The sequence below is a fragment of the Streptomyces sp. bgisy159 genome (assembly GCF_965341775.1).
In the GTDB taxonomy this organism is placed as follows: domain Bacteria; phylum Actinomycetota; class Actinomycetes; order Streptomycetales; family Streptomycetaceae; genus Streptomyces.
The window spans coordinates 54105-66876 of record NZ_CBDQZH010000014.1 but is presented as its reverse complement, the minus strand read 5'-3'; the positions used below and the strand labels follow the sequence as shown (position 1 = coordinate 66876).

At 72.8% G+C, this 12772-nt stretch carries 12 protein-coding genes; 2 read left to right on the top strand and 10 right to left on the bottom strand.

Annotated elements, in window-relative coordinates; genetic code table 11:
- Positions 1-10: 10 nt before the first annotated feature.
- The 10 genes from ACSLTV_RS16170 to ACSLTV_RS16125 all read right to left on the bottom strand — a co-directional run bounded on the left by ACSLTV_RS16170 (position 11) and on the right by ACSLTV_RS16125 (position 10408).
- Positions 11-1381 (bottom strand): bifunctional albaflavenone monooxygenase/terpene synthase, encoded by a 1371-nt coding sequence (locus ACSLTV_RS16170; protein WP_435612372.1) that lies wholly within the window; start codon positions 1379-1381, stop codon positions 11-13.
- Positions 1378-2475 carry an epi-isozizaene synthase gene (cyc1, locus tag ACSLTV_RS16165; RefSeq protein ID WP_432155889.1) on the bottom strand — a complete coding sequence of 366 codons (1098 nt, stop codon included), beginning with the start codon at positions 2473-2475 and terminating at the stop codon, positions 1378-1380. The genes ACSLTV_RS16170 and cyc1 overlap by 4 nt, the downstream gene beginning before the upstream one ends.
- 282 nt (positions 2476-2757) lie before the next feature.
- Positions 2758-3408 carry a peptide deformylase gene (gene def, locus ACSLTV_RS16160; protein ID WP_432155890.1) on the bottom strand — a complete coding sequence of 217 codons (651 nt, stop codon included), beginning with the start codon at positions 3406-3408 and terminating at the stop codon, positions 2758-2760.
- Between the two features lie 72 nt (positions 3409-3480).
- On the bottom strand, positions 3481-4461 hold the full coding sequence (locus ACSLTV_RS16155) for a tetratricopeptide repeat protein (RefSeq protein WP_432134005.1): 981 nt from the start codon (positions 4459-4461) through the stop codon (positions 3481-3483).
- 117 nt (positions 4462-4578) lie between these two features.
- The gene (locus tag ACSLTV_RS16150; RefSeq protein ID WP_432134004.1) at positions 4579-5817 is read right to left on the bottom strand and encodes an HD-GYP domain-containing protein; all 1239 of its coding nucleotides are present in this window, start codon (positions 5815-5817) and stop codon (positions 4579-4581) included.
- Entirely contained in the window at positions 5814-7337 is a 1524-nt protein-coding gene (locus ACSLTV_RS16145; protein ID WP_435612371.1) for an HD domain-containing phosphohydrolase, read from the bottom strand. Before ACSLTV_RS16145 ends, ACSLTV_RS16150 begins: the two co-directional genes overlap by 4 nt.
- 146 nt (positions 7338-7483) lie before the next feature.
- A complete protein-coding gene (gene rsrA / locus ACSLTV_RS16140; protein WP_432134002.1) occupies positions 7484-7813 on the bottom strand; it encodes a mycothiol system anti-sigma-R factor in 330 nt (109 codons plus the stop codon).
- The gene (locus ACSLTV_RS16135) at positions 7810-8520 is read right to left on the bottom strand and encodes a sigma-70 family RNA polymerase sigma factor (protein ID WP_432134182.1); all 711 of its coding nucleotides are present in this window, start codon (positions 8518-8520) and stop codon (positions 7810-7812) included. Before ACSLTV_RS16135 ends, rsrA begins: the two co-directional genes overlap by 4 nt.
- A gap of 279 nt (positions 8521-8799) precedes the next feature.
- Positions 8800-9441 carry an alpha/beta hydrolase family protein gene (locus ACSLTV_RS16130; protein WP_432134181.1) on the bottom strand — a complete coding sequence of 214 codons (642 nt, stop codon included), beginning with the start codon at positions 9439-9441 and terminating at the stop codon, positions 8800-8802.
- Between the two features lie 151 nt (positions 9442-9592).
- Positions 9593-10408: an SOS response-associated peptidase gene (locus ACSLTV_RS16125; protein WP_432134001.1), complete on the bottom strand. Its 816-nt coding sequence runs from the start codon at positions 10406-10408 to the stop codon at positions 9593-9595.
- Positions 10409-10543: 135 nt separating this feature from the next.
- On the opposite strand from ACSLTV_RS16125, the gene ACSLTV_RS16120 reads away from it, so the two are divergent.
- Together ACSLTV_RS16120 and aroA are read left to right on the top strand one after the other, a co-directional pair.
- Positions 10544-11269 carry a M50 family metallopeptidase gene (locus ACSLTV_RS16120; protein WP_432134000.1) on the top strand — a complete coding sequence of 242 codons (726 nt, stop codon included), beginning with the start codon at positions 10544-10546 and terminating at the stop codon, positions 11267-11269.
- A 178-nt stretch (positions 11270-11447) separates the two neighbouring features.
- Positions 11448-12764, top strand: coding sequence for a 3-phosphoshikimate 1-carboxyvinyltransferase (gene aroA / locus ACSLTV_RS16115; RefSeq protein WP_432133999.1), 1317 nt, complete (start codon positions 11448-11450; stop codon positions 12762-12764).
- Positions 12765-12772 lie beyond the last annotated feature (8 nt).

Sequence of the window (12772 nt, the reverse complement as noted above, 5' to 3'; positions counted from 1 at the left end):
GGACCGGCTCCTACCGGGGGATCGCCCGCAGCCGCAGGTCACGCGGGCGCAGGGTGATGCCGATGCGCGGCCGGGCGTCGGAGCCCGGCGCGTGCTCGAAGGTGAACGCGGAGGCGATCGCGGCGGTGACGAGCGTCAGCTCGGCCATCGAGAAGTGATCGCTGGGGCACTTGCGGTTGCCGACGCTGAACGGGTTCATCGCGTACTTGGGGACCTCCGCGGTCTGGCCGGGCAGCCACCGGTCCGGGTCGAACTCCTCGTGCCGTTCGAAGGAACGGGGGTCGCGCTGGATGGCGTACGGGCTGTACACGATGTCGGCACCGGCGGGGATGCGGTAGCCGCCGAGCACGGTGTCCGTGACCGCCCGCCGGGTGAGGATCCATACGGCGGGGTGGAGCCGCATGGTCTCGGTGATGAGGTTCGCGGTGCGGGTCAGCTTGCGGACGTCGTCGAACGCGACCGGCCGGCCGCCGGTGACGCTCTGTACCTCGTCCCGGACACCGTCGGCCAGGCCCGGGTGCTCGGTGAGGACCTGCAACAGGGACATGACCATGGAACCGACGGTCTCACTGCCCGGGGTGACAATGGCGATGACCTGGTCGTGGATCTCCTGCTCCCCGATCGGCTCACCATTCTCGTCCGTCGCTTCCAGCAAAGCTGTCAGCAAATCGTCCGGCTTTTGACTGCTCGCCCGGCGGTCGGCGACGATCTCGTCGACCAGGAGATGCAAATCGGCCAGCGCGCGGTTGAATTCACGGTTGGCCGGGAACGGCACGCAATAAAGCGGCCCCAGCGGTACCACCATGCGCTGGTACATACCGCTGAACAGAGTGGCGAGCGCAGAGCATATGCGTTCGGCACGCGTATCCGCGTAACTGCCGCGCATCAGGCAGCGGGCGGAAATGCGGACGGCCACCCGGAAGGACTCCGAGGTGACGTCGATGACCTTCCGGGAGCGCCACCGCTCGACGAGCGCGTGTGCCTCCTCCTCCATGATCGGCCCGTAGCCGGGGATCGCGTCGAGCCGGAACGCGGGCTGGATGGTGCGCCGCTGCCGACGGTGCATCGGTCCGTTGGCGGTGGCCACGCCCTCCTTGCCGAGCAGGCTCTCCAGCGACTCCCACAGCGGCCCCGCGATGATGTAGTCGGGGCTGAGGGCGACCGCGCCGGTGAGATCGGGCGAGGTGACGGCGTACACCGTCTTGGGGCCGAGCCTGAGCCGGACGACGTCGCCGTGGTCGCGCAGCTGGGTCAGGAAGGCCAGCGGGTCGCGGGCCAGTTTCCAGCCGTGGCCGAGGAGCGGGACGGCGCCGCCGGCCAGCGGCGGCCGCTCCGGATCGCGGGACGCGGACGTCGTGGCCCTCACCGAGTCGAGGGTCATTTCTCACCTGCCGCTTCGTTGTTGACGTACGGGGGTGTGGAGCGGTCGTCCCAGCTGTCGACCATGTACCGGCCGGACTCGTGGTGGAACCAGTAGACGGAACTGAACCAGTTCCGCATGTTCGACAGACAGGCCTGGACGGCGATGCCGAGTTCCTTTCCGGAAAGGCTGCCGTCGGCCAGGCTCTCGGCGAAGAGAAGGGCTTCGCGTTCCGCCTCCAGGAATTCCGATATGCACTCCTCGACACGCCGTCTGACTTCTTCGACGGCCTCTTCCAGGGTCAGCCCCTCGTGGACGATGAGACTGATTCCGAGATTGTGCACCTCGTCACCCGCTATTTCCTTCGGCAGCGAGCAGAGGTCGTTGTACCAGGCGGCGAATTCCTGGCTGAGCAGAGCCGCCCGGCGGAATGCCGGGTGTTTCCTCACCCTGTCCGGTAGTTCCCGTCCGGCGCTCGGCTCCAGGAGATCGGTCCAGATGCAGTGCGCGAAGGTGAGCCGGCGCAGCGCAAGGTACTCCCCGACCGGGGGCACCCGCCCCTCGGTCCGGTTGCGGAACTCCCGGTCGTAGGCCTCGATCACCTGGTGGAAGTGGCGGGCGAACCGGGCGTTCCAGCTGTCCGGCAGGAACGCGTACAGCCGGCTCACCGTGTCGGCCAGCCCGGCGACCAGCGGGTCCTCGTGGTGCAGCTGCCCTCCGGGGGAGTCGAGCGCCCGGTGCAGCCGGGACTTCAGCCGCCGCCAGGCGGCCGCCCGGCCGTGCACGATGTCACGGTCGTGCCGGTCGTCCCAGACGAAGAACCACGCGCTGTAGTCGGCGATGGCCTGCAGCACCTCGTCGGGGGCGCCGAGGTAGTAGCCCGCCATCAGATCGGTGTAGCACAGGCCGTCGGCATATTCCGCGACCTTGTCCGCCGGCATGAGCCGCTTTTCCAGCAGCCACTCCCGGGTGTTCTCCTGCAACCGCGGCCAATACGGGTGCAGTTGCCGGGGAAACGCCTCTTCGATGACCGGAAGAGCGAGCGAGGGCGGGACCGCGGTGGCCGTCGCCGTGGATGTGGTGCGGTATGTGGTGCTGTATGGGAAAGCTGGCACGAACAACCCCTCTCAGCCGCCTGTGGCCGCACGCCCCTCCCGCCGTGCCGGGCGTGCGCCGTCGTGCATCCCCGCACTTCCCATTCAGCCCTACAACTGTCCGTTCTGGGAACGGATTTGCTTCATTCACTACCCCGGGATGCCGAGAGAGCCCCGGGCCGGACTGGTTACGGATCAGCGGATGTGCATATGCGATCGAACGTCCTACGGACACACGAACGACGCCCGACCGGAGGAAGCCGGTCAGGCGTCAGGGGTTTCGGCGTGGTCTTCGCGGCGACGTCAGTCGTTCGGGACCACGGGATAACGGGGCTCGTTCTCAGCCATCTGCCGCAGCGCGTCCTTGCGTTCACGCTTGGACAGCCGGTCGATGTACAGGTACCCGTACAGGTGGTCGGTCTCGTGCTGCAAACACCGAGCGAAGTATCCGGTGCCGCGGACCCTGATGGGGTTGCCCTTCTCGTCCTGACCGGTGACCTCGGCGTAGTCCGGGCGGGCCAGCGGCGCGTAGGCCGTCGGCACCGACAGGCAGCCCTCGTTGCCGTCGTCCAGCCGACGCCGCTCGGCGGGGAGTTCGACGAGCTCGGGGTTGCAGACCACGCCGACGTGGCGCACGCCCTCGTCGTCCGGGCAGTCGTAGACGAACACCTTCAGGTCGACGCCGATCTGGTTGGCGGCCAGGCCCACCCCCTCGGCGGTGCGCTGCGAGGCGAACATGTCGTCGACCAGCTTCAGCAGCTCCTCGTCGAAGACGGTGACGTCCTTGACCTCACGGTGCAGCACCGGGTTGCCCACCACGGTGATCGGCCGGGACGTGCCGCGCTCGCGGTAGGCCCGTTCGCGCTCCTCGGGGTCCTCGGTGTCGATGACGAAGCCCTCGTCGTCCACGGGAAGCACGCCCGCGTGCTGCTGATCGGTGTCCTGCTGCGCCATGACCGACGTACGCCTTTCCTGCAAGCCAGAGAAGATGATGCGGGTACAGCCTAGACGGGGCTCGCGTCCGCCTCAGCAGACCTCTTCCAGATCCCGCCAGTCCCGGGAGTCGGGACTGTCCGCGACCCAGCCGTCCAGCAGCCCCCGGACCAGCGAGGCCGGCGCGGCCACCCCGCACTCCCGCTCCGGCACCCACAGCTGCCCGTCGGTGCGGTGACCGAGCGGCCCGGGGTGACCCGGCTCGCTGTGGTCGTGCGGGTCGAGGTGGACCCCGTCACCCTCGTCGGACGGCATCCGCGACTCCGAGCACAGGCGGCACAGCAGCCGCACGGACGACGACCAGTCCTCCGCGGCGAACCCGGCGTCCGCGGCCAGCTGCTCCAGCGCGTCCCGGTCGGCCTCGGTGTCCGCCTCCAGCAGGACCACCCAGGTGGGGACCGGCGAGGGCGCCCACAGCTCGATCTCGTCGAAGACGGGGTAGGAGTGCCCGGTGGACGTGGTCCGTTCGCCGTGCGGCACCCCGTCGTGCAGCACCACCTCGCCCCAGCGCCGCCCGGACGACGGCAGCGGGATCGACAGCACCTCGATCCGGGCCGGGTCCAGCCGCCGCCCCCACACCACCTCGGCCTCGCCCTCCGGCGACAGCCGGACCGCCGCGCTGCCCAGGTCCATGCCGACCGGTTCCCCGGCGGCCGTCGCACCGCCCGGGACGGGCAGCCCGTACGCCTGCCAGGCGCGCCGGGCCAGCGGCCAGTCCTGCAGGGCGGTCGCCGCGATGCCGACGTTCCACCAGTCCGGCGCCCCCGCCTCCCGGTCCAGCAGCGCCACCGCGCGCAGCCCCGCCGTGCGCGCCTGCTCCCAGTCGTGCCGGAACTTGTGCAGCAGGGCCAGGTTGAACCAGGACTCGGACAGCCAGGGCTCCAGGTCGGCGGCGCGGGTCAGCAGCGCGCCCGCGTCCTCGTACCGCCCGTCACCGATCAGCGTGAACGCGCGGTCGGTGGCCTGCCGCCAGGAGGCGGAGGGCCGGTGCCGTCCCTTGCCGAAGATCCTCACGATTCCCGCCTGCCAGTTCTGTGGAGTGGGCCGGCTGTGCCCCCGGACAGCCTGTCGGAGACCCTCTCCCTTCGCATCCAACCACGTACGGCTGGAAGGGCGCTCATTACCCATGGGTTACCCACCCGCGGGCGAGGTAAGGCAGCCGCGGGCGAGCACCCTGGCCAGCGCTTCCACCACTTCCGGCGCGTACTCCCCGGCCGCCTGCAACCGCAGCTCCTCCAATGCGGTCAGGGGCCCGTCGGGGCCGGCGGCGCGGACCTTCTCCTCGTAGGCGTTGACCACCCGCACGATGCGGGCCGCCACCGGTTGCTCGGCGCAGGGGTCGGCCTGCCGCTCCACGACCGCCGCGACCTGGGCTCCGGCCCCGGTCTGGCGGACCACGGCGCCGCCGAGCAACGCGATACGGCGCTGCTCGGCCGCCGGCAGCGCCGAGGTGGCGCCGGCCGGCACCGGGTCGACGAGGCTGAGCTGGCCGATGTCGTGCATGAGGGCCGCGTACTCCAGGACGGTGAGGTCGGGTTCGGACAGGCCCAGGTCCCGGCCCACGGCCTGGCTGAGGGCGGCCACCCGGTGGGCGTGCCCGGCCGGGGTGTACCCGGCTATCTCGGTGGCCCGGGCCAGGGACGCGATGGTCTGCCGGTAGGTGGCACGCACGGCCGCGTACCGGCGCAGGGCGAGCTGGGTGAGCAGCAGGGGCAGCGAGAGGACGGGCAGCGCCCACAGCCCCACGACGGCGACCGCGAGCGCCGTGACCGCGCCGGTGGCGCACACCGCCGAGCCGATGCCGGGCACCGAGCACACCTCGTCGCGCAGCAGGGGACCGTACGGCCAGCCGGTGCGCGCGTGGGTCAGCGCGGCGGCGAGCACCGCGTCGCAGAGCACGGTGAGCCCGAGCAGCGCGAGCAGGAGCAGGGCGTAGGCGGGTCCCCGCCAGGACCGGAAGACGCCCTGGTTGAACAGCGGCTGGAAGCACACGGCGGCGAAGGCGGCGGCCAGCACCCGGCGGGCCAGGTGGTCCAGCACCGGCCCCCGGCCGCGCGCTATGTGCGGCACGCAGCCCAGCAGGGAGGCCCCGGCCACCACCGAGACGACCTGGGCGAAGCCGTGCCCGGTCGGCTGCCCGGCGTTCTCCCCGAGCAGCGCGTACGCCAGGGAGCCTGCGGTCCCGAGCGGGGCGGCATCCCGCAGCCCCGGACCGGTCCACCGGGTGAGCTCGCCGACCACGACGAACGCTCCGAAGGCGAGCGCGACGGGCCGTTCCACGACCCCCGCACGCAGGGTGACGAGCAGTGCCCCGGCGGCCACCAGTGCGGCGGTCCCGTGCACCACCCCGAGCAGCCGCGCCCGCCTCACCGCGCGGTCCCGGACCGGTCACCCCGCCCGGCCCGGGCCGGGACGGTCCGGGGTGCGGTGTCGTCGGGCGCGGGGTCCTGCGGAGTGCCGGGCGGAACGGGCTCACCGGCCGGCGGCGCCGGGGTGGGCTCGCCCGCCGACGGCATCGGGCCCGGCTCACCGGCACGCGGCGCCTCGCCGGACCTCCCGGACGGCGGTGGCACGGCGGGCTTCCCGGGCGCCGCCTCACCGGCACCGGCGGGCCTACCGGCCGCCGGTGCCGCGGCGGACGCCTCGTCGGCGGTCACCAGCGGGTGCCAGCCGTGGCGGTCCAGCGCCCGGCCGAGTGCGGTGACCATGCGGGGGTCGAACTGGGCGCCGGCGCACCGCCGCAGCTCGGCGAGGGCGGCGGCGACCGGCCGGGCCCGGCTGTAGGAGCGGGTGGAGGTCATCGCGTCGAAGGCGTCGGCGACGGCGACCACGCGGGCGCACTCCGGGATCTGACGGCCCACCAGCCCGTAGGGGTAGCCGCGGCCGTCGAGCCGTTCGTGGTGGTGGAGGATCGCGGCGCGGGCCTCGCCGAGGAAGTGGATCCCCCGGGTGATCTCGTGGCCGTACTCGGGGTGCAGTTCGATGACCCGCCGCTCCTCGGGCGTCAGCGGGCCGTCCTTGCGCAACAGCCGGGTGGGGACACCGAGTTTGCCGACGTCGTGCAGGATCCCGGCGAAGCGGAGCACCTCGGTCCGCCGGGCGTCCATGCCCAGCTCGCGGGCGATCATCATGGACGCCTGTCCGACCCGCTCGCTGTGGCCGCGGGTGTAGCCGTCCTTGATGTCCACGGCCTGCACCAGCGCCCGGATGGTGGCCCGGTGCGCTGCCCGCTCCCGGTGGTACTGCGCGAACACCCACCAGGCCACGCCCATCGGGAAGAGCACCAGCAGCGCGGCGACCGGCCCGTAGGGGCTGCGCCAGAGCACGGCCATCATCAGCCCGGCCAGCCCGTGCACGGCGAGCGGCGCGAGACAGCGGGAGAACAGCCCCCGCCAGGCCCGGCGCGGCGGCACCCGCTCGGCGAGGACGAGGATCCCGCCGTCCAGCGCGGTGAGCACCGCGCAGTACGCGAGCACGGCGACCGCGGCGGGCACCAGGGCGTACGGGAAGTCGGGCGTGACGACGGCGTCCCGGCCGCCGAGCGACCAGTGGGCGGCGGCCGCGGCCCACACCGCGAGCGCGGACTGGGCGGCCCGCCAGACCCGGCGCGGCCCGGCCGGCCGCTGGTCCACCCGGCACAGCAGCGCACCGGGCAGCGGGACGAGCGCGGCGGCGGGCGGCGGCAGCAGGAACGCCCCGGCGAGCAGCAGGGGGTGGCAGGTGCTCCCGAACCGGCGCCGGGCGATCGGCTCACCCGCGGCGTACAGCGCGGCGAGCAGGCCCACCGGCCACCAGGGCGCGTGCACCTGGGGCAGCGGGGTCAGGCAGGCCAGGGCGGCGAGGGCGGTACAAACGATGAAGGCGAGTGCCCGCCCCGGAATCGCCTCCATGCGGCCCTCCCCAGCCCGTAGGTGTCCGGGCTGGGAGCCTAGGGGCGCGGGCGGCGATCCATGGACGTATCACCCGCCGATTAGCACGTTCGGGTGACGGCGGACCGCTTGGGCGGCGCTCGGGCGACTCAGGCGGCGCGGGCGGCTCAGGATTCCTGGGGCGATACCGGTGCGGCCGGCGCGGACGTGACGTCGGTGGCGTCGGAGCCGGGGCCCGCCTGGCCGGAGCGGATCAGGTCGAGCCGCCCGAGGACCTTGGAGCGCAGGTCGGTCGGCACCTCGTCATGTCCGCAGCACCGCTTGACCAGCTTCTTCACGGCCTCTTCGAGCCCGTACTTCTCCAGGCACGGAGAGCACTCCTTGAAGTGCTGCTTGAACTTGTCGCGATCGACGTCCGGCATCTCACTGTCGAGGAACTCGTACAGATGATCGAGTACCTCACTGCAGTCCGTCTCGTGCGGCTCTCCGCAGCTCATGAGCCCGAGCCTTTCGCTTCGTTCGACTCTCCGGCGCCCGCCGGGACCAGGCCGCGCTCGCGGGCGTAGTCCTCCAGCATTCCGCGCAGTTGACGGCGGCCCCGGTGCAGCCGGGACATCACCGTTCCGATGGGTGTCCCCATGATGTCCGCGATCTCCTTGTACGCAAAGCCCTCTACGTCCGCGAGATACACGGCGATCCGGAACTCCTCGGGAATCGCCTGGAGGGCCTCCTTCACGTCCGAATCGGGCAGGTGGTCGAGCGCCTGCGACTCCGCGGAGCGCAGACCCGTCGACATGTGCGACTCGGCGCGGGCGAGCTGCCAGTCCTCGATCTCCTCGGCCGCGCTCCGCTGCGGTTCACGCTGCTTCTTGCGGTACGAGTTGATGAACGTGTTGGTGAGGATCCGGTACAGCCACGCCTTGAGGTTGGTGCCCTCGCGGAACTGGTGGAAGGACGCGTACGCCTTGGCGTACGTCTCCTGCACCAGGTCCTCGGCGTCGGCCGGATTGCGCGTCATGCGCAGCGCGGCCGAGTACATCTGGTCGAGGAACTCCAGCGCGTCCCGCTCGAAGCGCGCGGTGCGCTCCGCGCCGGTCTCACCGGACGTGTCCGCGGCGAACGTGTCCGCGTTCATGCCCTGGCCCTCGGGCAGCTCCGCCTGGCCGTTGTCGGTCCCTGCGTCGGTACCGGGAACCGGACCCACCTCCTCAAGATTCTGGGCAGGGCCGAAACCGGTCCCGCCAGAATCGGAGGATAGACGACCTTCGGCCGGGACGGGGTGCCGATCGCCGCCCGCCGCCGCTCCACCGGGAGCGGTCCTGGCCGCGTGCAGCACCGTCCACTCCAGGTCGGCGCGGTTGCCTGCGGGCGGGCAGATGGTCGAACCCATGCGGCGGACTTCCTCTCCCACGACGATCAGTGCTGGTCGTCCAGCACGTACGTCGGGCACAACAGCGGCCCGCCGCCCGGCATTCCCCGCGGGTCACGCCAGTGACCGGGTCCACTCGGCGACCTTCGCGGTGATGATCCCCAGCGCGTCCTCCTGGGTGATCTCCGCCCGCTTGGGCACCGCGAACCCGTGGTCGCCGCCGGGCACCTCGGCCAACTCGTACGCCCCCTCGGGGAACTCCCCGGGTCTGCCGAACGGGTCGTTGCCGCCCTGGACGACGAGGGTGGGCACGCCGGCGCCGAGCAGTTCCCCGGCGCGGGACTTCTCCGGCCTGCCCGGCGGGTGCAGCGGGAAGCTGAGCGCGAGCACGGCGTGCGCCCCGAGCTCGGCGGCCGTGCGGCAGGCGACCCGCGCGCCGGCGGACCTGCCGCCGGAGATCACCGGGAGGCCGGGCGCGGCGAGCGCCGGCCAGACACCGCGCCAGCCGGCGTCGAGGGTCCTCGGCGCGGGCGCGACCTTCTTCCCGGCGACCCGCCAGGGCTGCTCGACGAGGGCCACGGTCACTCCGTGCGCGGGCAGTTCGGCGGCGAGGGCCTGGAGATCGCGGGCCTCGACGCCGCCGCCGGCGCCGTGACCGACGGCGAGGACGAACCGAGCCGGGCGCCGCGCCGGCCACCAGGTGACGCGGGCGGTCCCGGCGTCCGTCCCGACGGTCTCGACCGTGGGGTTCTCGATCCTGCCGAGGGCACCGACGGAGTCCGGGGTGCCGGTGCGGTCCGGGGTGCCGGTGCGGTCCGAGGTGCCGGTGCGGTCCGAGGTGCCGGTGCGGTCCGAGGTGCCGGTGGTGTCGGGGGTGCCGGTGGTGTCGGGCATGTCGGGGGTCACATCAGAAGAGTGTGCCCTCCTCCGGCCCCTCCAGCTCCTTCAACAGCTCCGGCCCGTTGTTGCGGACGTTGCTGACGGCCGTGGGAACGGGATAGGCGCGCATCAGCCCGGCGGGCGGGGGCGCGAGCAGGGACCGCAGCTCCGCGACATCGGTGCGGGCGGGGTCCAGCCAGGCGTCCCAGCGGTCGGGCGTGAGCATCAGCGGCATCCGGGGATGGATCTCGGCCAGCGCGTGCGGTCCCTCGGCCGGGGCGACGGCCAGCGGGGCCGACTCCGCCTCGGTGGTGATCACCGAGCAGGTCACCCACCAGGCCCGCGGATGGTCGTCGGGCAGCGTGCGGTCCCGCCAGAACTCGTACAGCCCGGCCATGGCGAACACCGACCCGTCCGCCGGCAGGACGAAGTACGGCTGCTTGCGGGGCCGCTTCTTCCTCCCCTCGACCTCCAGATCGCGCTCCTGCCTGCCGGTGACCCACTCGTAGTAGCCGTCGGCGGGCAGGATGCAGCGGCGGGCGGCGAAGGCCCGGCGGAAGGCGGGCTTCTCGTGCACGGTCTCGGCACGCGCGTTGATCATCCGCGCGCCGCCCTCCGGGGACTTGGCCCAGGACGGCACGAGCCCCCACGTCAGCCGGCGCAGCTGCCGAACCGGACGCGGGTCCCCGGCGTCCTTCACCGGGCGGTCGAGAACCGCGTAGACCTCCTTGGTGGGCGCCACGTTGTAGTCCGGCGCCAGAGCCTCCTCGGGCTCCCACTTCTCGACCTCGAAGATCCCCGCGAGATCCTCGGGCCTGCGACTCGCTGCATACCGTCCGCACATACGTGCCACACTGCCAGGCCCACCCGTCACACGACCACCGCCCTCGGCGACGGTGCCACGCGCCGACCTCCGCCGAGACCACCCAGAGGCCACCCGAAAGCCACCCGAGAGCCAGCAAAGGGAGCAACGCCGAGAATGGACAGCAGCACCGCCGCCACCGCGCTGCCCGATCTCTGGGGCCGGCTCACCGGCATCCAGTCCGACCCCGACGCGTGGGTGGTGTACGCCACACTCGCCGCCGCGTTCGCGGTGGTCGCCCCGCCCGCCCTCTGGCGGCTGTCCCGCAACGCGATCACGATCGCCCACGAGGGCGGGCACGGCCTGGTCGCCCTGCTCACCGGCCGGCAGCTGACGGGCATACGACTGCACTCCGACACCAGCGGCCTCACCCTGAGCCGCGGCAAGCCGTACGGCCTCGGCATGATCCTCACCGCCGCGGCCGGCTACACCGCCCCGTCGCTGCTGGGCCTCGGCGGTGCGGCCCTCCTCGGCGCGGGCCGCATCACCGTCCTGCTCTGGGCGGCGACGGCACTCCTGCTCGCCATGCTGGTGATGATCCGCAACGCCTACGGCGCCATGACGCTGATCCTCACCGGCGGCACCTTCGTCCTGATCTCCTGGCTGACCGGCCCGCAGGTCCAGGCCGCGTTCGCCTACGCGGTCGTCTGGTTCCTCCTCCTGGGCGGGGTGCGCCCGCCCTTCGAACTCCAGGCGAAGCGGTCCCGGGGCGGCGCGGGGGACTCGGACGCGGACCAGTTGTCGAGGCTGACGAACGTCCCGGCGGCCCTGTGGCTGTTCCTCTTCCACGCGGTGTCGCTGTGCTCGCTGATCGGCGGGGGCCGCTGGCTGCTGGGGGTGTGAGCCTCCCCGAACGCACACCCGAAGCGCGCCCCGAGCGCGCCCCGAACACGCCCCGAACACGCCCCGAGTGCGTCCCGCGCATCCCCCGGACGGCGGGCGCACGAGGGGCGCGGTGACCGCGCGAGCGGCCACCACGGCGCCGCAGCGGACCACGACCCCTCCTTATAGAGTGGGCCCCATGGCCCGAACCCCCGCCGAGACCGCCCTCTGGCCGGCCCCCCACGCTCGCGGAGCCGTCGACGCGACGGTCCACGTGCCGGGGTCCAAGTCCGTCACCAACCGCGCGCTGGTGCTCGCCGCCCTGGCGAGCGAGCCCGGCTGGCTGCGCCGCCCCCTGCGCTCCCGCGACACCCTGCTGATGGCCGACGCCCTGCGCGCCATGGGCATCGAGATCGAGGAGGGCGTGGGCCCCGACGGCACCGGCGAGGCCTGGCGGGTGCTGCCGACCGTCCTGCGCGGCCCGGCCCGGATCGACGTCGGCAACGCCGGCACGGTGATGCGCTTCCTGCCGCCGGTGGCCACCCTCGCCGACGGCCCCGTCCAGTTCGACGGCGACCCGCGGTCGTACGAGCGTCCCCTGCACGGCGTGATCGACGCGCTGCGCGTCCTCGGCGCCCGCATCGACGACGACGGCCGGGGCGCGCTGCCCCTCACCGTGCACGGCGGGGGCGCGCTGGAGGGCGGCCCGGTGGAGATCGACGCCTCCTCGTCGTCGCAGTTCGTGAGCGCGCTGCTGCTGTCCGGCCCGCGCTTCAACCAGGGCGTGGAGGTCCGCCACACCGGCCCCACCCTGCCGTCGATGCCGCACATCCGGATGACCGTGGACATGCTGCGCGCGGTCGGCGCCCAGGTCGACACGCCCGAGTCCGGGGGCGAGCCGAACGTCTGGCGGGTCACGCCGGGCGCGCTGCTGGGCCGGGACCTGGTCGTCGAGCCGGACCTGTCGAACGCCCAGCCGTTCCTGGCGGCCGCGCTGGTGACCGGCGGCCGGGTGACGGTCCCGGACTGGCCGGCCCGTACCACCCAGCCGGGTGACCGGCTGCGGGAGATCTTCACCGAGATGGGCGGTTCCTGCGAACTGACGGAGTCGGGTCTGGAGTTCACCGGTTCGGGTGCGATCCACGGGATCGACGTGGACCTGGGCGACGTGGGTGAACTGACCCCCGGTGTCGCGGCGGTCGCCGCCCTGGCGGACTCCCCGTCGACGCTGCGCGGTGTCGCGCACCTGCGGCTGCACGAGACGGACCGCCTGGCCGCGCTCACCAAGGAGATCAACGAGCTGGGCGGCGACGTCACGGAGACGGCCGACGGCCTGCACATCCGCCCGCGGCCCCTGCACGGTGGAACCTTCCGCACCTACGACGACCACCGCATGGCCACGGCCGGCGCGGTGATCGGCCTCGCCGTCGAGGGCGTGGTGATCGAGAACGTGGCGACGACGGCGAAGACCCTGCCGGACTTCCCGGAGCTGTGGACCGGGATGCTCGGGGTCTAGGGGTCCGC